Origin of the sequence: Pseudomonas sp. RIT409 (assembly GCF_003052515.2) — a bacterium.
GTDB lineage: Bacteria > Pseudomonadota > Gammaproteobacteria > Pseudomonadales > Pseudomonadaceae > Aquipseudomonas.
Window position 1 is genome coordinate 50,230 of the sequence record NZ_QARE02000002.1, and the last position, 19,522, is coordinate 69,751.

The 19,522-nt window shown below is 58.7% G+C and carries 22 protein-coding genes; 9 read left to right on the forward strand and 13 right to left on the reverse strand.

What is annotated here, in order from left to right; genetic code table 11:
* The first annotated feature begins 34 nt into the window (after nt 1-34).
* A complete protein-coding gene (locus tag DBP26_RS02760) occupies nt 35-451 on the forward strand; it encodes a hypothetical protein (protein WP_108236369.1) in 417 nt (138 codons plus the stop codon).
* A gap of 43 nt (nt 452-494) precedes the next feature.
* Here DBP26_RS02760 and DBP26_RS02765 read toward each other — a convergent pair whose 3' ends face one another.
* Nucleotides 495-728, reverse strand: coding sequence for a DUF1161 domain-containing protein (locus tag DBP26_RS02765; RefSeq protein ID WP_108236368.1), 234 nt, complete (start codon nt 726-728; stop codon nt 495-497).
* Between the two features lie 124 nt (nt 729-852).
* Nucleotides 853-1,284, reverse strand: a complete 432-nt coding sequence (locus DBP26_RS02770) for an OsmC family protein (protein WP_108236367.1) — start codon at nt 1,282-1,284, stop codon at nt 853-855.
* Nucleotides 1,285-1,570: 286 nt separating this feature from the next.
* Here DBP26_RS02770 and DBP26_RS02775 point away from each other — a divergent pair, with 286 nt between their 5' ends.
* On the forward strand, nt 1,571-2,572 hold the full coding sequence (locus DBP26_RS02775; RefSeq protein WP_108236366.1) for an LLM class flavin-dependent oxidoreductase: 1,002 nt from the start codon (nt 1,571-1,573) through the stop codon (nt 2,570-2,572).
* 267 nt (nt 2,573-2,839) lie between these two features.
* Here the strand turns inward: DBP26_RS02775 and DBP26_RS02780 are convergent, their stop codons facing one another.
* Entirely contained in the window at nt 2,840-3,064 is a 225-nt protein-coding gene (locus DBP26_RS02780; RefSeq protein ID WP_108236365.1) for a DUF1161 domain-containing protein, read from the reverse strand.
* A 140-nt stretch (nt 3,065-3,204) separates the two neighbouring features.
* On the reverse strand, nt 3,205-3,420 hold the full coding sequence (locus DBP26_RS02785) for a dodecin (protein ID WP_108236364.1): 216 nt from the start codon (nt 3,418-3,420) through the stop codon (nt 3,205-3,207).
* Nucleotides 3,421-3,599: 179 nt separating this feature from the next.
* Here DBP26_RS02785 and DBP26_RS02790 point away from each other — a divergent pair, with 179 nt between their 5' ends.
* The gene (locus tag DBP26_RS02790) at nt 3,600-3,926 is read left to right on the forward strand and encodes a DUF883 family protein (RefSeq protein ID WP_108236363.1); all 327 of its coding nucleotides are present in this window, start codon (nt 3,600-3,602) and stop codon (nt 3,924-3,926) included.
* On the opposite strand, the gene DBP26_RS02795 is transcribed toward DBP26_RS02790, so the two are convergent.
* The gene (locus DBP26_RS02795; protein WP_108236362.1) at nt 3,927-4,826 is read right to left on the reverse strand and encodes a LysR family transcriptional regulator; all 900 of its coding nucleotides are present in this window, start codon (nt 4,824-4,826) and stop codon (nt 3,927-3,929) included. It lies immediately after the preceding gene.
* A gap of 119 nt (nt 4,827-4,945) precedes the next feature.
* Between DBP26_RS02795 and trpB the strand changes: the two genes are divergently transcribed.
* The gene (gene trpB / locus DBP26_RS02800; RefSeq protein ID WP_108236361.1) at nt 4,946-6,172 is read left to right on the forward strand and encodes a tryptophan synthase subunit beta; all 1,227 of its coding nucleotides are present in this window, start codon (nt 4,946-4,948) and stop codon (nt 6,170-6,172) included.
* Nucleotides 6,172-6,984 carry a tryptophan synthase subunit alpha gene (gene trpA, locus DBP26_RS02805; RefSeq protein WP_108236360.1) on the forward strand — a complete coding sequence of 271 codons (813 nt, stop codon included), beginning with the start codon at nt 6,172-6,174 and terminating at the stop codon, nt 6,982-6,984. Before trpB ends, trpA begins: the two co-directional genes overlap by 1 nt.
* Before the next feature lie 417 nt (nt 6,985-7,401).
* Here the strand turns inward: trpA and DBP26_RS02810 are convergent, their stop codons facing one another.
* From DBP26_RS02810 to DBP26_RS02820, 3 genes are all read right to left on the reverse strand, one after another.
* On the reverse strand, nt 7,402-7,731 hold the full coding sequence (locus DBP26_RS02810; RefSeq protein ID WP_108236359.1) for a DOPA 4,5-dioxygenase family protein: 330 nt from the start codon (nt 7,729-7,731) through the stop codon (nt 7,402-7,404).
* A gap of 171 nt (nt 7,732-7,902) precedes the next feature.
* Nucleotides 7,903-8,829 (reverse strand): hypothetical protein, encoded by a 927-nt coding sequence (locus tag DBP26_RS26825; protein WP_146749659.1) that lies wholly within the window; start codon nt 8,827-8,829, stop codon nt 7,903-7,905.
* A 447-nt stretch (nt 8,830-9,276) separates the two neighbouring features.
* Complete coding sequence (locus DBP26_RS02820; RefSeq protein WP_108236357.1) at nt 9,277-10,227, reverse strand: LysR family transcriptional regulator; 951 nt, start codon at nt 10,225-10,227, stop codon at nt 9,277-9,279.
* A 114-nt stretch (nt 10,228-10,341) separates the two neighbouring features.
* On the opposite strand from DBP26_RS02820, the gene betC reads away from it, so the two are divergent.
* Both betC and choX read left to right on the forward strand, forming a co-directional pair.
* Nucleotides 10,342-11,847, forward strand: coding sequence for a choline-sulfatase (gene betC, locus DBP26_RS02825; protein ID WP_108236356.1), 1,506 nt, complete (start codon nt 10,342-10,344; stop codon nt 11,845-11,847).
* 38 nt (nt 11,848-11,885) lie between these two features.
* Nucleotides 11,886-12,815: a choline ABC transporter substrate-binding protein gene (gene choX / locus DBP26_RS02830; RefSeq protein ID WP_108236355.1), complete on the forward strand. Its 930-nt coding sequence runs from the start codon at nt 11,886-11,888 to the stop codon at nt 12,813-12,815.
* Nucleotides 12,816-12,922: 107 nt separating this feature from the next.
* Here choX and aroE read toward each other — a convergent pair whose 3' ends face one another.
* Both aroE and hemF read right to left on the reverse strand, forming a co-directional pair.
* Entirely contained in the window at nt 12,923-13,750 is an 828-nt protein-coding gene (aroE, locus tag DBP26_RS02835) for a shikimate dehydrogenase (protein WP_108236439.1), read from the reverse strand.
* Nucleotides 13,750-14,670 carry an oxygen-dependent coproporphyrinogen oxidase gene (gene hemF / locus DBP26_RS02840; RefSeq protein ID WP_108236438.1) on the reverse strand — a complete coding sequence of 307 codons (921 nt, stop codon included), beginning with the start codon at nt 14,668-14,670 and terminating at the stop codon, nt 13,750-13,752. The genes aroE and hemF overlap by 1 nt, the downstream gene beginning before the upstream one ends.
* A gap of 158 nt (nt 14,671-14,828) precedes the next feature.
* Here hemF and DBP26_RS02845 point away from each other — a divergent pair, with 158 nt between their 5' ends.
* Nucleotides 14,829-15,806 (forward strand): NADPH:quinone reductase, encoded by a 978-nt coding sequence (locus DBP26_RS02845; protein WP_108236354.1) that lies wholly within the window; start codon nt 14,829-14,831, stop codon nt 15,804-15,806.
* Between the two features lie 113 nt (nt 15,807-15,919).
* Here DBP26_RS02845 and DBP26_RS02850 read toward each other — a convergent pair whose 3' ends face one another.
* From DBP26_RS02850 to DBP26_RS02860, 3 genes are all read right to left on the reverse strand, one after another.
* Complete coding sequence (locus DBP26_RS02850; protein WP_108236353.1) at nt 15,920-16,477, reverse strand: L-threonylcarbamoyladenylate synthase; 558 nt, start codon at nt 16,475-16,477, stop codon at nt 15,920-15,922.
* Nucleotides 16,478-16,516: 39 nt separating this feature from the next.
* Nucleotides 16,517-17,629: a DNA-processing protein DprA gene (dprA, locus tag DBP26_RS02855; protein WP_108236352.1), complete on the reverse strand. Its 1,113-nt coding sequence runs from the start codon at nt 17,627-17,629 to the stop codon at nt 16,517-16,519.
* Between the two features lie 124 nt (nt 17,630-17,753).
* A complete protein-coding gene (locus DBP26_RS02860; protein WP_108236351.1) occupies nt 17,754-18,779 on the reverse strand; it encodes a LysM domain-containing protein in 1,026 nt (341 codons plus the stop codon).
* 136 nt (nt 18,780-18,915) lie between these two features.
* Between DBP26_RS02860 and def the strand changes: the two genes are divergently transcribed.
* On the forward strand, nt 18,916-19,422 hold the full coding sequence (gene def, locus DBP26_RS02865; protein WP_108236350.1) for a peptide deformylase: 507 nt from the start codon (nt 18,916-18,918) through the stop codon (nt 19,420-19,422).
* Nucleotides 19,423-19,522: the final 100 nt, after the last annotated feature.

A 19,522-nucleotide genomic window follows, 5' to 3' on the forward strand; every position in this document is an offset into this window, starting at 1 on the left:
ACCCTCGTCCAACTGCCTGAATGCGGAGTCCGTCATGCGTTTGCCCCTGTCGATCATAGCCTTGAGCCTGCTGGCCGGATGCGCGGGGCCGCTGCCTGCCGTCGACCCGCAACAAGCCTGGGTGGACTTGCATACCTACACAGGCAAGACGTTGATGGCCGATAAGCTTGATGGCAGACGCACGGAAGACGGTCGATATTTTCAGGTGACACCCGGCAAACACACGCTGGAGGTGCGCTACGACTATGAGTACGCACCAGGAGGGTTGGGGTTATCGATGGATATCTACAACGAGCTGACCTGCTACGTCACGATCGACTACGACCACTTCGAAGCCGGCCATCGGTACCGTCTGGATGTCCGCCACATCGCTAACAGTATCGATGCGCAACTGCGGGACGAGCAGCGCAAGGTGCTCGCGAATGAAGGGGAAATCTACTGCATTCCCTAGCGCTATCGCCGGGCCAACCGCGCATGTTCGTCTGGCAGAACGTCTACCGATCGTTTTTCTGGTAAATGATTTTTCTCGTGCCGTTGTCGCACGAGCCCACAACCATGTTCTGATCGTGGACCTCTTCATTGCTGACGATCTCAAGCGTGTACGAGCTGACGTTCTGTGCCTGAACTTTGGCTTCGATCTCGGCCTTGAGCTCTTCGCAAGGCTTGGGAGCGGCGAACACGCTGGTGGTCAGTGCGCTGAGAAACAGGGTGATGGCGATGCGTTTCATGCTTGACTCCTTCGACGCCGCGCGATGTGCATGGGACCTTGATCTGACCGCGCGACCCACGCCGGGTTCTGCAACGCAAATGACCCGCACGAGCGGGTCATTAGGGGGCAAGCGTTCGGCCCGATCAGCTCAGGAGCGTAGCGTCCAAAGTGATCTTGGCATTCAGCACCTTGGACACAGGGCAGCCTTCTTTGGCCGCTTTGGTCAATTCATCGAATTGTTCCTGAGTGGCTCCCGGAACCTTCGCCTTGAGAATCAGATGCACAGCGGTGATCGCGAAGCCGCCATCGACCTGATCCAACGTGACTTCAGCCTGGGTGTCGATGCTGTCGGCCTTGAGGTTGGCGTTACCGAGGATCATCGACAGGGCCATCGAAAAACAGCCGGCGTGGGCCGCGCCGATCAACTCCTCAGGGTTGGTGCCTTTGCCGCCTTCGAAACGCGCCTTGAAACCGTAAGGGGCTTCGCGCAACACGCCGGTTTCCGTGGAGATGCTACCGATGCCGGACTTCAGATCACCTTCCCAATGGGCGGATGCTTTCTTGACGATGCTCATGGTGTCTCCTCATGTGATAAGTGCGAACGGCTCGCACATTGACCAAAAGTCTGAGGAGTGTAGGCGGCTCTTAGTTCAAAGGTTGTGACAACTGTGCTTTATCTCGCCTGGCCAAGAATAAATCCGACCAAATTAGTAGGAAATTTCCATCACCCCATTGCAACCTCAGAATCCGGACGTATCCTAGTGCCTTAACGCAAATATTTAGGCTTAACGCTGGCTTCGTTCTCGCGCCGCTTTTAGTTCGGCGCCCGACTCAGCCTCCCAAGAGGATTCACCACAGCCTATGAAACGCCTGACTGATGTGAAAATTTCTACCCTCGATCTCGTGCCCGTGCGCGAAGACAAAGGCCCGGCGGCCTCGCTGCGCAACTCGCTGGACCTGGCGCAACACGTCGAGAAATGGGGTTACACCCGCTTCTGGGTGGCCGAGCATCACAACATGGATGGCATCGCCAGCTCGGCGACATCCACGCTGCTGGCCTATCTCGCCGGTGGCACATCGACCATCCGCGTGGGTTCCGGCGGTGTGATGCTTCCTAACCACGCGCCACTGGTGATCGCTGAACAATTCGGCACCCTGGCAAGCTTGTACCCCGATCGTATCGATCTGGGCTTGGGCCGAGCCCCTGGTTCGGATCAAATGACCGCCCGCGCCCTGCGCCGTGAGCGTTCCGGCAGCGCAGACGACTTCCCGGACGACGTGGCGGAACTGATGAGCTACCTCGGGCCGCGCCAGCCTCATCAGCGGGTCATCGCCGTCCCCGGCACCGGCACCAACGTGCCGATCTGGTTATTGGGCTCCAGCCTGTTCAGCGCACAGCTCGCGGGGCAACGGGGCTTGCCGTATGCCTTCGCCTCGCACTTTGCCCCTCGTTACATGCATGAGGCCATCCGCGTCTACCGCAATCACTTCCAGCCTTCGGCCGTGCTCGACAAGCCTTACGTGATGCTGGGTGTACCGCTTGCAGCGGCCGATACCGATGAGCAGGCCGAGTACCTGGTGACGTCTGTGTATCAGCGCATTCTCAACCTGATGCGCGGACAGAGCCTGATGCAGCGGCCTCCCGTCGAAACCATGAATGGCTTGTGGTTGCCTCACGAACGCGAAGCGGTGATGGATTTCCTGGGGTTGGCCATGGTAGGGGGCCCTGAAAAGATCCGCGCCAAACTCGACGTCCTGTTGGAACAGACCAACGCCGATGAACTGATCTTCACCTGTGACATGTACGAGCACGCGGACCGCTTGCGCTCATACGAGATTCTGGCGCAGGTCGCACGAGGCTGAGGTTCAAAACCCTCTCCCCACGGTCAGGATGCTTTTTCGGTGAATAGGGCAGTCGAATGATCGTACCCAGGCCCCGGATTGCCGACGATGGACGCTCAGCGTTCTGCCGGGCCTCTCTGGTGAGGAAGTATTGGGACGATCATCGACGTCGACGAAACGCTGAAGACCCGGGTAAACAGCTAGCCGAATGAGGTCGGGTGACGGGGGGAGGGCACGTGAGAAACCGACACGGATGGCGTCGGTTTTTCAGAGGCTCCGATGGGCCAATCAGCCGCGCTTGTAGACGATTTCCTTACTACCGCCTTCGCAAGTGCCGACGACCTTGCCATCTGCTGCATTGCCTTTGTCGACGGCCTCAAGGGTGTAGGACGCAACGCCCTTCGCCTTGATCTTCGCGTCGATATCCGCTTTCACGTCATCGCACGACTTGCCCGCCGCAAAGGTGGTGCCTGCCATGCTCAATAATCCTACCGCCAAAAGAATCTTCTTCATCGGTCACACTCCCTGGTCAGGCGTCTCGGACGCAAAAAGGGCCGCCTGAGGAGGCGGCCCGATACAGGAGACCCGCCGCTCTCAAAAGCGACACGGTCTGTGTAGCGCAAATTATGGCATTCAGCCAGTTTGAAAGTTCATTAGCTGTTGTCGATGCGGAAACCCACTTTGAGGGTCACTTGAAAGTGCGCCACCTTGCCGTCCTGGATGTGACCGCGGGTCTCCAGCACTTCGAACCATTCCAGAAACTTCACGCTTTTGGCAGCCTGGGCGATGGCATTCTGAATTGCATCGTCGGTGCTAGTGGTCGATGAGCCGACCAGTTCAAGAATCTTGTACGTGTGGTGATCAGACATGGCAGAACTCCTCAAGTGGTCTCGATTGCAGCGTAGCAGTGAAAAATCGCTGTCTCTGTCTGGCGGGCGAAGCGGCCGGAAAGTTCAGAAAAAACGCGCCACCGAAACCGCACTGCACTTTCTGAAAACCCTGTAGTCGGAATCATCACACGCCACCCATCACCGCAGGAGAGTCAATCATGGCATTCACGTCATCCCGTAAAGCGTCGTTGCAAAGTATGGAAGCTGAAATCGAAAGCTTGCTCAAGTCGTTGGAAAGCCTGAAATCGGACGCTTCGGACGAGTCGCGCAAAACCTTGAAGACCCTCAAAGCCAACGCTGAAAGCGCGCTGAGCCATTCGCGTAGCCTGTTGAGCGATGTCTACGAGGACGCCAAGGTCAAGACCCGCGAAGCCAGCGTTGCCACCCGGGACTACGCTCAGGAGCACCCTTGGACCACCGCCGGTGTGGCCGTGGGCGCGATCGGTTTGCTGGCCGCCTACCTGCTGTGCAAGCGCAGCAATTGATCAGGCCTGGCCTGGCCGGGCCAACTCCCGTCTGAGCCAGTCGGCCAGCTGTCGAGCCCGCCCGTCAGCCACCCGCTTGGGCACCCATAACGCCAGTTGCGCCGGGGTTTCGCTGAAACCCCATGGCGCAGCGAGGCGTCCTGCTTTCACATCGTCCGCCACCAGCGGCTCCGGTGCGATGGCAATCCCAAGGCCCGAAACGGCCGCCTCCAACAGATAATACAAATGCTCGAAACTCTGACCGTAGGTGAGCGCGTCAGGGTCGATATGCCAATGCCTCGCCCAGCTGGGCCAAGCCTGTGGCCGGGAAAGTGTCCGCAACAACGGCTCGCTCAGCAGAGCATCGGCCGGTGCGTGTCGAAGCGCTTCGAAGCTCGCGAAGCGCGGGCTCAGTACCGGGCCTATCCGCTCACGGGCCAACTCGTAAACCTGCATGTCCGCCGGCCAGGGAGGTTCGGCAAAAATAAGCAGGGCATCCAGACCGGGGCGACGAGGATCCAGATCACCTTCACCCGCGGACAGGTGCAAGCGCAGATCAGGCAAGTCCGCGTTCAAACGGCCCAGTCTCGGAATGAACCAGCGCGCCAGCAGGCTCCCAGAACACCCCAGTACGAATGGCGCATCGGCGCCGCCGTGGCTCAGTTCGTTGCAGACGCTGCGCAGCCGGTCAAACGCCTCGCCACTGACTTCGCGCAACTTGAGACCCGCATCTGTGAGTTTCAAGCCACGCCCCTCCTTGCTGAACAGGCTGACCCCAAGATGCTCTTCAAGGACCTTGATCTGACGGCTGACAGCCCCATGCGTAACGTGCAGGTGCTCAGCCGCCAGGCTAACGCTGTTCAAGCGAGCGGCGGCTTCGAAGGCGCGCAGGGCGTTGAGAGGTGGCAGTTCCCGGCTCATATGATCTGTGAGTTTTTCTGACAGGTTGCGGCAATCTTATCGGTTTTCACCGGCCATGACGCTGGTTAAAGTGTGCGCACTGCCTAACGGCTCAATGCATTCGTCACCTGGAGGTTCTCATGTCCCAGACTCAGACCCAATACCGCACTGGCCCGGACGACCGGGGTATGTTCGGTGCCTTCGGCGGCCGCTACGTCGCTGAAACCCTGATGCCGTTGATTCTCGACCTGAACCGCGAATACGAAGCGGCGAAGAACGATCCGGCCTTCCAGAAAGAATTGGCCTATTTCCAGCGTGACTATGTCGGTCGTCCAAGCCCGCTGTATTTCGCAGAACGTCTCACCGAGCACTGCGGCGGGGCGAAGATTTACCTGAAGCGCGAAGAGCTCAACCACACCGGCGCGCACAAGATCAACAACTGCATCGGCCAGATTCTGCTGGCGCGACGCATGGGCAAGAAGCGCATCATCGCCGAAACCGGCGCGGGCATGCACGGCGTGGCCACGGCCACGGTGGCCGCACGGTTCGGTCTGGAATGCGTGATCTACATGGGCACCACCGACATCGAACGCCAGCAGGCAAACGTATTCCGCATGAAGCTGCTCGGCGCCACGGTCATTCCGGTGGTAGCGGGCACCGGCACGCTGAAAGACGCGATGAACGAAGCGTTGCGTGACTGGGTGACCAATGTCGACAGCACCTTCTACCTGATCGGCACTGTGGCCGGTCCACACCCGTATCCGGCCATGGTCCGCGATTTTCAGGCGGTGATCGGCAAGGAAACGCGTGAGCAACTCCAGGCACAGGAAGGCCGTCTGCCCGACAGCCTGATTGCCTGCATCGGTGGCGGCTCCAACGCCATGGGCTTGTTTCACCCCTTCCTGGATGACACCACCGTGCGCATCGTTGGGGTGGAAGCGGCCGGCCACGGTATCGAAACAGGGCAACACGCGGCCAGCTTGAACGGCGGCGTGCCGGGCGTGCTGCACGGTAACCGCACCTTCCTGCTGCAGGATGCAGATGGCCAGATCATCGACGCCCACTCGATCTCCGCCGGTCTTGATTACCCTGGCATCGGGCCGGAACACGCGTGGTTGCATGACATCGGACGCGTCGAATACACCTCGATCACCGATGACGAAGCCTTGGCCGCCTTCCACCAGTGCTGCCGTCTGGAGGGCATCATCCCGGCCCTGGAAAGCGCCCATGCCCTCGCCGAAGTGTTCAAACGCGCCCCGACGCTGCCTAAGGATCACCTGATGGTGGTCAACCTGTCCGGTCGCGGCGACAAGGACATGCAAACCGTGATGCACCACTTGGATCTGTCCCAGCAGGAGAAACATTGATGAGCCGCCTGCAGACTCGCTTTGCCGAGCTGAAACAACACAACCGCGCCGCCCTGGTGACCTTCATCACCGCAGGTGACCCGGCATACGACACCTCGCTGGCAATCCTCAAAGGGCTGCCGAAAGCCGGTGCCGACGTCATCGAGCTCGGCATGCCGTTTACCGATCCCATGGCGGACGGCCCGGCCATTCAGTTGGCCAACATCCGCGCGCTGGGCGCCAAGCAGAACCTGGCAAAAACGCTGCAAATGGTGCGTGAGTTCCGCGCTGACGACAGCACCACCCCGCTGGTGTTGATGGGTTACTACAATCCGATTCATAACTACGGCGTTGAGCGCTTCATTTCAGAAGCGCACGAGGCGGGGGTCGATGGCCTGATCGTGGTGGATCTGCCGCCAGAACATAACGCCGAGTTGTGTGATCCCGCCCAGGACGCCGGTCTGGACTTCATCCGCCTGACCACGCCAACCACCGACGACAGTCGGCTGCCGACAGTGCTCAATGGCAGCTCGGGTTTTGTGTATTACGTGTCGGTGGCGGGCGTGACCGGCGCCGGGTCGGCGACCATCGACCACGTCAAAGATGCGGTAGCACGTCTGCGTCGCCACTCGGATCTGCCCATCAGTGTGGGTTTCGGGATTCGCACTCCGGACCAGGCGGCCGCCATTGCACGGGTCGCCGATGGCGTTGTGGTCGGTTCGGCGCTGATCGATCACATCGCCAACGCACAGTCGCCTGAGCAGGCGGTGAGCGGGGTATTGAAACTGTGTTCGGACCTCGCTGAAGGCGTTCGAAAGGCTCGCGTATCCTGAAGGTAAAGTTCCTGATACAGAGGAATCTCTACCTTCGTTAGCACGCTAAGCAGTACAGCAAAGGGGTTCAGGACCTGTGCCTGAGCCCCTTTTTTTGCCTGAATTGGATTTGCTCAGGAGCACGCTGCATGAAAGTCTCGAAGCGTTTGGTCGCCGGGCTGGGCGCGTTGCTGGTCAGCGCAAGCGCACTGGTGCAGGCGGCGCCTCCTGGGTCCGGACATCGTGCTCGTCGCGATGGGCAGCGGGATTGTGTATGAAATCCTGGGGGGCATTGTGAACTAGGGCATGACGCACTGTAGGAGCGCGCTTGCCCGCGATGCGATCTGTCTGCACCCTCACTACTGACTGACCTTGCGCAATCGTCCGAATGCGGCCCAGAACAAGCGCGCTCCTACGACAGCTGTCGCCAGTCAATGACTACCTGAACATCCCCACATTCAACTGGCGCACGCCGCCCATCCATATCGCATGATCGGTATGGTCGGCCAGATCATCCCCGGTCAGAGGATGCGTAAAGATCACCAATCCATTGCGATTCAGCGCTAGGTAAAGCATCACATCGGCGAACTGCTCATGGGCAAATGCCAGTTGGCAGCTCCAGTCCGGATGCGGCCCGACAGGGCGTTCATGCACACGGCCCATGCGAATCCCAAACTTCGCCGCAACGGTTTCACACAAAGCCCGCGCCTGCTCGATTGTCTGGGCGTCGAAGTAAACATGGGCGTGATAGCCCTCAATGGATGACATGTTCACTCCTCCGTCGAAGTCAGTCAGTAGGGGTGGCGTTAAGGTATCAGGTATCCATAGCTACATCTCGATCCCCTGAGCGGGTTGGGAAGAATGATCATCTGAATCACACCGCCTGACACCCTCAAGCTTCCCGCGTGTAGCGCGAGGAGACTTCAGGATGTCTGTCGCTTAAGGGTCTAGCCTGAACCGCGGTCCGGTATTTCCCCAAACAGTGGGTCCGTACCCACTACCAGGATGGCCTTGATGGGTGGTCGGAGGCGGCAGATTTGGTCTCCTTTTCGGGGGCTTGCGTACTGGCGGAGCGGGCGGCCGAGGGGGAGGTGGGATCGGCGAAGGTGCAGCCGTAGAGTTTGGCGTAGACGATGGCGTCGGCGTCGGAGCAGGTACCCAAACAGGGATGACGGTTTCAGGAGGAATCGGCCCCAAAACAGTGTTGGATATATCTCTGAAGAGGCCACTTAGTCGATCAGCGACCATTCCTGCGGTGCCGTTTAATACGGCGGCAGTCATCGTGGGCGTGTCCACTCGCGCACGCCAGCCCTGCGCAATTGCTTTGATTTGAGAGTTACCAATTACCGATGCAGTCGCCATAAGGTTTTCAGTCTTTACCAAGATCACGGCTTCAGCTATTGGATCGCCCGCTGATGCCAGTATCTCGGACCAATAACGCTCTCGCATAACGTCGTTTGCCACGACAGTGAAGACCGAGTTTAGTGTCCAGGCGTCTGCTGAAAGACCGTAAGCGCCAAAGGCTTTGCTGTGAAAATCCCAAGCCTCACGATGGTTGATATCCCTATTGACGACCCCTTGGCTATTAAATTGGGCATTGAGAGCATCCAGATAGCCTCGGGCCATTTTAGTGTAAATAAAATTGAGGGTATCACTTGATACAGCAACACCTTCATGCTCCGCGGTGGCTTTCAAAAAGCCAACAGCAGCAGCGCCAGAGGCAGAGCTTTGGCTAACCACGTTTTCCGCAAGAACAGCATAACGGTAGCCTTTTTGTTGCAGGACTGCGTACATGGTAGATACAGAGTCATAGGTCAACAGTATATCCAAGGTTTGCAAATCTTGTTTTGTTAAATTCTGAGGCATTTATTAAATTCCCTATAGTCGCCGTTAGAAGATTCAATTAAAGAAACCATCCAAAGCTGTAAAATCCGATAAAAAACAGGCTGATATACCCGACGAGCAGCCATCGAATAAAATTGAGAAAGACATTGAAAACCCTGCGACTCAAACGTTCGTTGAGCCATCGCCAGCTCGCGATAAAAACAACTCTACTTTCAAGCAAAATCAACCGCAGCCTGAATTGCATGTAGTACCTCCTCAATACCCGCACTGATTTCATTAGCTAAACAATCGAGCGACCTCCCTGACATCAGTACAACTTCAAGAGGCGAAGTAGCCTCATTTTATAAAATTAGACAATACGGCCACGTCTGACAAAGCTGTAAGAGTTTTCTTTATATATTTTTAGAAGTGGCCTAGGTATTTGGATTAAGTGGCAAAAATCAGGACGGATAAATTGAGGTCAATGCTTCAGATCGCAATAGATGGCAACGACTTACCCGCCAACAAATCCCCGCTCATCGTCTGTTCACTTCTTAACCAATCGACAAACCGCTGCATAATCTGTACACGTCGTTTGCGCTGGGGCAAAACGATGTAATAGCCGTAAGCAGAAATAGCCGCAGCCTCGACGGGACGGCACAGCAAGCCCTGATCCAGCAAATCATCCACCAGATGCCGCCAGCCAATCGCAACGCCTTGCCCGCCAATCGCCGCCTGAATCAGCAACGTGTAATTGTCGAACCGCAACTGCCCCGGCGCAGGCGCTTGAGCGATGTTCAAGGCGCGAAACACGCCGCCCCAATCGAACCAGTTATTGCCGCCCTCGCCACGCAAGTGCAGCAGGGGAAACTCCTTCAACGCTTCGGGCCGTAACGGCAGTTCACGCCCGGCGATCAGTTTAGGACTGCACACCGGAAACACTTCCTCACTGAACAGCCAATGGCTCTCGCCCTGTTTGAAGCGTCCATCACCAAACAGCACTGCCACATCGATATCCGCACGCAGCATGCTGTGGCTGCGCTCGCTGGTGACGAGGCTGACGTCCACGTCGGGGTTCTCCTTATGGAAACGATGCAGACGCGGCATCAGCCAATAGGCAGCAAAGGCGAAGTCGGTCGCGACCTGCAAAACCTCGTGCTGATGCTGCTCAGTGATGAGACTCAGCCCTGCGTCCATCGACTGCAAACCGGCTTGTACATGGTTGAAGAGGATCTCGCCGGCGTCGGTCAGCTCAATGCCGCGATAAATGCGGTCGAACAGGCGCGTTGCCAATTGTTCTTCTAACCTTTTGATTTGTTGGCTAATGGCGGGCTGGGTGGTGCCGAGCTCGATGGCAGCCGCTGTAAAGCTGCGCAGGCGGGCGGCGGCCTCGAAACCTCGCAGTAAATCCAAAGAGATCTCACCAAGGGCATCAAACATAAGCGTGGCTTATCCTAGGCATTGCGTTTTATGGGCTTTACCGCTGACTTCTTGGATTCCATTCTCTAAGCCAGCAATTTCGCATAAATATTCACTATGGAATGCCGCGAAGACATGAAGCGCAAGAACATTCTTTTCATCATGGCCGATCAGATGGCCGCGCCGATGTTGCCGATTTACGCCCGATCCCCGATCAAGATGCCGAATTTGAGTCGCCTCGCTGCCGACGGCGTGGTGTTTGACGCTGCCTATTGCAATAGCCCGCTCTGTGCACCGTCGCGCTTTACCCTGGTGAGCGGCCAACTGCCCAGCAAGATCGGCGCCTACGACAACGCGGCCGATTTCGCCGCCGATGTACCGACTTATGCCCATTATCTGCGTCGCCTGGGTTATCACACCGCGCTATCGGGGAAGATGCACTTTTGCGGCCCGGATCAATTGCACGGTTACGAAGAACGGTTGACCAGCGATATCTACCCGGCCGACTACGGATGGGCCGTGAACTGGGACGAACCGGACGTGCGCCCAACCTGGTATCACAACATGTCATCCGTACTGCAGGCCGGGCCCTGTGTGCGCACCAACCAACTCGATTTCGATGAGGAAGTGGTATTCAAGGCTCAACAATATCTATTCGACCGGGTACGCGAAGACCGTAACCAGCCGTTCTGCCTGACCGTGTCGATGACCCACCCGCACGACCCGTACACCATTCCCAAGGACTATTGGAATCTGTACAGCGACGACGAAATCCCGATGCCCGCCGCGCCCATTGCTCAGGCCGATCAGGACCCGCATTCCCAGCGCCTGTTGAAAGTCTACGACCTGTGGGACAAGCCCCTGTCGCACGACAAGATCCGCGACGCCCGCCGTGCCTACTTCGGCGCTTGCAGCTACATCGACGACAACATCGGCAAGCTGCTGAAAACCCTGGAAGACACCGGCCTGGCCGACGACACCATCGTGGTGTTCTCCGGCGACCATGGCGACATGCTGGGCGAACGAGGCCTTTGGTACAAAATGCACTGGTTCGAAATGTCCGCCCGCGTGCCATTGCTGGTTTACGCGCCGGGTCAGTTCAAGCCCGGCCGGGTGAAGGCTGCCGTTTCCACTGCTGACCTGCTGCCGACCTTTGTCGCGTTGGCCGATGGCGAGCTTGAAGCCGGTCTGCCGCTGGACGGACGTTCACTCATGCCGCATCTGCAGGGCGAGGGCGGCCATGACGAAGTGTTCGGTGAGTACATGGCCGAGGGCACCACCAGCCCGCTGATGATGATTCGGCGCGGCGCGTACAAATTCATTTATTCGGAGCAAGACCCCTGTCTGCTGTATGACGTGGACAACGATCCGAATGAACGCGAGGAGCTGAGCCATTCCGAGACCCACCGCGACCTGTTCAACGCGTTCCTGGCCGAAGCGAAGGCCAAATGGGACATTCCGGCGATACACCATCAGGTGCTCGCCAGTCAGCGGCGTCGGCGCTTCGTCGCCCAATCGCTGACACTCGGCAAGCTGAAGAGTTGGGATCACCAGCCGCTGGTAGACGCCAGTCAGCAATACATGCGCAACCATATCGATCTGGACGATCTGGAGCGCAAGGCCCGTTATCCACAACCTTGAACCCTGCCAACACCTAGAAAATCAAAAAGGGGCACACCATGAAGAAGTTGTTCACAACACTGGCGGTCGCGGTGATGAGCCTGGGGAGCGTCGTCGCATACGCCGCTGATGCACCCAGCTGCAGTACGGTGAGAATGGCCGATCCGGGTTGGAGCGACATCGCTGCGACCAATGCGACGGCGGGTTTTCTACTGGACGGCATGGGTTACAAGACCAAGGTGGACACGCTGGCAGTACCCATTGCCTACGGTGGCCTCAAGGACGGTCAGATGGACGTCTTCCTGGGTAACTGGATGCCTGCGCAGCAGGGGTTCTACGACAAGTTCATCGCCACCGGGGATGTGACGCAATACGCAAAAAACCTTGAGGGCACCGAGTTCACCCTGGCCGTCCCGGACTATGTCTATGACGCAGGCGTGCATGACTTCGCCGACCTGAACAAATTCGCCGACAAATTCCACAAGAAGATTTATGGCATCGGGTCGGGGGCTCCAGCCAACGCCTCGATTCAGGAAATCATCAAGAAAAACGAATTCGACTTGGGCGACTGGAAGCTGGTCGAATCGAGCGAGCAGGCGATGCTCGCCGAAGTGAAGCGCAACGTGAAGAAGAAGGAATTCGTGGTTTTCCTCGGCTGGACGCCGCACCCGATGAACGTCCAGATCCAAGGTATGCACTACCTCAAGGGTGGGGAAAAGTACTTCGGTGATACCGGCAGTGTTTACACCGTGACCCGTAAAGGGTACGCCGACGCCTGCCCCAATGTGGCCAAGCTGTTCGCCAACCTGATGTTCACCCAGGACATGGAAAACAGCATCATGCAGGAAGTGGACAGCAAGAAAATCAGCAACGCCGACGCCGTCAAAGGCTGGGTCAAGGCCAACCCGGCGGTGCTGGAAAAATGGCTCGAAGGGGTGAAAACCATCGACGGCAAGGAGGCGTTGCCAGCCGTCAAAGCGAAGCTGTGATCCTGACAGCCCTTTGAAAGCGCGGTGGGTCTGTGATCGTTCCTACGCTCTGCGCGGGAACGATCATTTGGTCAAAGGGATTGGGTGAACGTACGGCAGAGGTCAGATCACGCCTCAGCCATCAGCCGCCGCAATGCTGTCAGCACCGGCCCCGATTCCGGACGGACGCCACGCCATAGGTAAAAGGCCTCGGCGGCCTGCTCAACCAGCATCCCAAGACCGTCGACCGCTTGTGCGGCACCATGCTCCGAGGCCCAACGACAGAACGCGGTTGGCTCCTTGGCATACATCATGTCGTAACAGAAGGTCTTGCCCGGCTGAATCAGGCTGGGAGCAATCGGCGGAAGCGCCCCCGCCAGGCTGGCCGAGGTCGCGTTGACAATGATATCGAAAGGCTCTTCGAGCCAGTCATAACCGGCAGGCAGCACGGGGCCAAGATCACTGAATTCCTTTGCCAATTGCTCGGCCTTTTCCACCGTGCGGTTAGCGATGACGAGTACGTGGGGCGTTTCCGCGAGCAACGGCTCCAGCGCACCTCGCACCGCGCCGCCCGCACCGAGCAACAAAATGCGCTTATCGCTCAACGCCACGCCATGATTCACTTTCAAGTCCCGCACTAGCCCGGCGCCGTCGGTGTTGTCTCCCAACAAACTGCCGTCCGCCTGACGTGCCAAGGTATTCACCGCACCCGCGCGACGGCCTCGCTCAGTCAGGTGATCGGCCAGACGATAGGCCTCTTCCTTGAATGGCACGGTGACGTTGGCACCACGACCCGCTTCGAAAAACCGCCTGACAAAAGACGTGAAGTCATCCAGGGGTGCCAACGACGTTCGGTACTCCAGGGTTTCACCGGTCTGCTCGGCGAACAGGCGATGGATCAATGGCGACTTGCTGTGAGCGATGGGATTGCCAAAAACCACGTATTGATCTGTCATCATCGGGCCTCCTCGGCCAACCAGTCCCGGTCTTGCAGGAAATACTCCGTCAAACGCGCTTCTTCGCTGCCTGGCGAGGCTTTCCAGTCGTAACCCCAGCGAACCTGAGGCGGCAATGACATGAGGATCGACTCTGTACGCCCGCCCGACTGCAGACCGAACAGCGTGCCACGGTCGTAGACCAGGTTGAATTCCACGTAACGTCCCCGCCGGAACTCCTGGAATTCGCGTTGCTGCGGCGTGTACGGCGCGGATCTTCGACGTTGCACGATGGGCAGGTACGCCTCGATGTACGCGTCACCGATGGCGCGCAAGAAGGCAAAACTGGTGTCGAAATCCCACTCGTTCAAATCATCGAAGAAGAGACCGCCCACACCACGCGGTTCATTGCGGTGCTTGATGTGGAAGTACCGATCGCACCAGGCCTTGTAACGCGGATAGACATCGGCCCCGAACGGAGCACAAGCCTGCTCGGCCACACGGTGCCAGTGGATGCAGTCTTCCTCCACCCCGTAATAGGGGGTCAGATCAAAACCACCGCCGAACCACCAGACCGGTTCTTCGCCCTCTTTCTCGGCGATGAAAAAGCGCACGTTGGCATGGGAGGTCGGAACATGAGGGTTATGTGGGTGCATCACCAGCGACACGCCCAGCGCTTCGAAGCCCCGGCCCGCCAGCTCGGGGCGGTGGGCGCTGGCGGAAGGCGGCAGGCCCGCGCCGAAAACATGGGAAAAATTCACGCCGCCTTTCTCGAACACCTCGCCGTTTTCGATCACCCGGGTCCGGCCACCTCCACCGGCTGGGCGCTCCCATGCGTCTTCGACGAAACGAGCGCTGCCGTCTTCGTGTTCCAGGACCGCGCAGATCCGGTCTTGTAGATCGAGCAGGTAGGCTTTGACGGCATCAGTACGGAAAGACATGGCGGTACCTTGAAGTAACGGTGCTTCGAAATTGGCGCGTAGCATACACCTGCTCGACCAGCCTCGCAGTTGACGAAGTCCGAACGAAGGAGTCCGATACATCCCTTCACGGCATTCAGTTTTGTTCCAGCCGTTTCGATCCATGACGGAGAAAGCATATGGCAAAGCGTATCCAGTTCCGCGCCCATGGCGGCCCTGAAGTCCTCGAATACGTTGACTTCGAACCTGCCGGACCGGGGCCGAAAGAGGTCCTCGTGCGCAACAAGGCGATTGGCGTCAACTTCATCGAGACCTACTTCCGCACCGGCCTGTACCCCGTTGCCTCCATGCCGTCGGGCTTGGGAAATGAAGGGGCTGGCGTGGTCGAGGCCGTCGGCAGTGAAGTCACTCACGTCAAGGTGGGCGACCGCGTGGGCTACGGCACTGGCCCGCTGGGCAGCTACGCAGAATTGCACCTGACGCCCGCTGCCAACGTCGTCAAGCTGCCAGACGACATCAGTTTCGAACAGGCAGCTGCGATCATGCTCAAGGGCCTGACGGTCCAATACCTGTTCCGTCAGACCTACGAAATCCGTCCTGAAGAAACCATCCTGTTTCACGCGGCGGCCGGTGGGGTCGGGTCCATTGCCTGCCAATGGGCGAAGGCGGCTGGCGTGCGTTTGATCGGCACCGTCAGTTCCGCGGAGAAGGCCGCTCATGCCAAAGCGCTGGGTGCCTGGGAAGTGATCGATTACAGCAAGGAAGATGTGGTCAAGCGGGTGCTCGAACTGACAGATGGCAAGAAGGTCCCGGTCGTCTACGACGGCGTGGGTAAAGACACCTGGGAAACATCGCTGGATTGCCTGGAGCTACGAGGATTGCTGGTGAGCTTCGGCAATGCGTCAGGGGCAGTGACGGGGGTGAACCTTGGCGTCCTGGCTTCCAAGGGCTCGCTGTACGTCACCCGTCCGACGCTCGGCTCCTACGCCAACGGCCCTGAAGCCCTGCAAGCGATGGCCGACGAGGTTTTTGCAATGGTCACCAGTGGCAAGGTGAAGGTCGATGACCTCAAGAAATATGCGTTGAAGGACGCAGCTCAAGCGCATACCGACCTTTCCGGACGGCGCACCACCGGGTCAATCATTCTGGTGCCATGAGGCATTGGCGCGGAGCGTGGCCATCACCCGTTACGCTTCTGCCCGAAGGGCGTAGGAGCACGCTCGTCTCTGGGCCGCGCTCCTACGGCCTTCGGCCAGAATAAGAAGCGAACTCAGCCAGCTCTAAGCACTTCGGCGGTCACCAAGTCCCGAATCACACTGGGGTTGCGCCGTCCGCCCAGTGCACCGTTGAGCACCATGTCCAGTTGCCCATGAAAGTACTGCTCGATGCGCAAGCGAGAGCGGGCGGCTGGCCGGCCGGTCGGGTTGGCGGACGTTGAAATGAGCGGGCCAGTCAGTGCACACAATTCGCGGACCTGGGGATGATCGCTGACACGCAGAGCAACGGTATCGCGCCCTCCAGTGATCCAGTCGGGCAATAGCCCCTGATGCGGCACCAGCCAGGTATTCGGCCCAGGCCAGGTGCTGGCCATGCGGTCAATCCACAGCTCGGGAAAGTCCTCGAAGAGAAAGTCGAACTGGCGAATGTTGTCCGCGATCAGAATCAGCCCCTTCTCCACCGGCCGCTCTTTGATTGCCAATAAGCGGTACACCGCTTCGGCATTCCAGGGATCGCATCCCAACCCCCAAACCGCTTCGGTTGGATAGGCAATCACCGCCCCGGCCCGAACCTCTTGTGCGGCTTGTTGCACACGCCAACTGCTGACCATCGTTCGCTCTCCGATTTAACGCTGGCGGGCAGTGTAACCTCAGCGCGCCCGGGCAAACCATCGTCCAGCCTCACACACCACGCAACCCTCGAGTTCCAAGTCCGTCAGCGCAGCCAGAACCCGGGGCAATGACCAGCCAAGGTTGCTCGCCAAGGTCTCGCTGGTCTGCGGCGCCGCGTGCAACAAGGCGAGAAGCGGATGATCGGGCACTGCCCGTCCTTGCCCCGGTGCCGGCGAGGGCGGAAGGTTTTTCCAACCCTGTACCCCCTCGAGAATGTGCTCGATGGTTTCAACGAGTATGGCGCCGTCTCGAATCAATTGGTGGCAGCCTCGGGCGCCAGGGTGATGAATCGACCCAGGAATCGCATACACCTCTCGACCTTGTTCCGCAGCAAGCCGCGCCGTGATCAGCGAGCCACTGGCCACGCTGGCTTCGACCACCAACACGCCGAGCGAGAGCCCGCTGATGATACGGTTGCGTTTCGGGAAATTGCTCGCTTGAGGTTCAGTATCCAGCGGCAACTCGGAAATGACCGCGCCCCCTCGGGCCATCATGTCAGCCGCCAACGCGCGATGCCGCTGTGGATAAAGTTTTTCGAGGCCCGTTCCCAGTACGCCGATTGTGGCGCCATTTCCCTCAAGCGCCCCTCGATGGGCGGCGCCGTCGATGCCCAGTGCAAGGCCACTGGTGATGACGAATCCAGCACTTGCCAGGCTGCGGGCAAAGGCAGCGGCGGTATCCAAACCTGGCTTGGAAGCGCGTCGACTTCCGACCATGGCGAGCTGTGGACGGTCCAGAAGCGCGGGATCGCCGGCGACGAAGAGCAGGGGTGGAGGGTCGGGGATTTCTGCGAGTAGCGCGGGGTAATCAGCGTCGTCCCACATCCGTAAATGCTGGCCCGGCCGCTCTAGCCAGGCCAATGCGGCGCTGGCGCCATCCCTTACAGCCGGGTCGCGCCTGGCCTGCGCGCTGGCGGTGGGCAGGCCCAATGAATGCCAGGCCGAGGCAGGCGCACTGAGCGCGGCGGACGCGCTGCCGAAGGCATCGATGAGGATTTTGAAACGTCTGGAACCGATCTCGGGCAATCGATGAAGGCGCAAGCGGGCTTCCAGCTCGGCAGGCGACTGCCCGGCATTTTCGAACAACGGCATGAGTTCTTCCTTGATGGGGCGCCTGCCTCAATCGGCAAGACAGCCTGTGGATAACTCTGTTAACAACGTTTAGATAAGTGAAGCATGCCGGTGGGAAAATGCGTTTCAAAGCTGATACATAGGATTACGGATTGCGGACCTTGTCAGACACCGCCAGAGAACGGGTAGCGTGCAGGACCATCCCGTAACTCAGCCGATCATAGGTGCGGAATACCATGAGCAGGCCTGCGCGCTCGTCAGGGATCTTGACCTGTTCTCCGGTGACCCGATCACGCACCCTTTCGCCGGTCTTATAGATCGCCAGCACATTGCCTTCGACCAGGCCGTCCAGCTTGCCGCGGTCCAGCGTTACCACATCGAATTCGCCGATCTGCGTGACACCGCGGGGCACGTCCAGAATCACCCCCTGAATCGGCTGCTTTGGCTCGCTGGGGACGAATGTGGAATTGATCGCGCGCTCCTCACTGACGAACAAGCGATCACCCAACCGCACCTCTTCGGTCGAGCGCTGCATCTGCAGCGTACCGATGTCACCCTCGCTGGCAACGATCTCGCCGCTGCCGATATCGTCCGCGTTGATGCCCAACACAGCGTTCGTGTCGGGATCGAAGTAGGTTTTGCCCTTGCGGAAAACGCCATAGGACACATGTTCAGGGCTGAAGTGGCCCCGAGCATAGATGCGGTCACCTGCGCCACTGAGGACCCGCTCGCCATTGACCGCGACGACATACGGCGCATCGTCGAACTGCTGAGCACGGTCCATGATGCGGTTGTTCAGCAGAAACGCATTGATCGCGCCCAGGGGAATCGTGGGGATGGCTTCGGCGATCGGGGTGCTGCGCACCCGGGGGGATAACTTGATGGTGCCACGTGATTCGCCACGGTTGACGACGATTCGGGGCTGGCCGTCGACATAAATGAGGTTCAGGGTGTCGCCGGGGTAAATGAGATCGGGATCATGGACCTGGGGATTGGCCCTCCAGATCTGCGGCCATTGCCATGGCTGGCTGAGAAATTTGCCGGAAATGTCCCAAAGGGTGTCACCGGCGACAACGGTGTACTGCTCTGGATGGCCTTCCCTGAGTTGTACTTGCGCCTGAACAAGGCCCGTGGTGGCCAACAGCAGCAGGGCGAGTAGTGATTTCCTCATGCGGTGAATCCCTTTATCATGTTGGCTTCGCGTGAAACATGGAGTCTCGCGAGACTTCTGTGGCTGCCCGCGCTGGCGACGTCCCAAGCCTAGCAGCCGATTTTGACTTTACCCTACAAGTGCAACTCTTACGTATATGGCCATTTTAAACATTCTCGAATTTCCCGATTCGCGCCTGCGCACCATCGCCAAACCGGTGGCGGCCGTGGACGACGGCATTCGCCAGTTGGTCGACGACATGTTTGAAACCATGTACGAAGCGCCAGGCATCGGGCTGGCGGCGACGCAGGTTAACGTACACCAGCGCGTGGTTGTAATGGATCTCTCGGAAGACCGCAGCGAGCCCCGGGTTTTCATCAACCCCGAGCTCGAACCGCTGACCGACGAGATGGATCAGTATCAGGAAGGCTGCCTGTCGGTGCCCGGCTTCTATGAGAACGTAGACCGTCCACAGCGGGTGAAAGTCAAAGCCCTTGACCGCGACGGGCAACCCTACGAGTTGATCGCCGAAGGCCTGCTCGCCGTATGCATTCAACACGAATGCGATCACCTGAATGGCAAGCTGTTCGTCGACTATCTGTCTACCCTGAAGCGTGACCGGATCAAGAAAAAGCTCGAAAAGCAACACAGGCAGAACGCTTGATCGGGTTTCGTCCCATGCCTTCCAGACCGTAGGAGCGCGCTTGCCCGCGATTGTGTCAGTCACCTTCGTATCATCAGCACCCTCTATTCGCGGGCAAGCG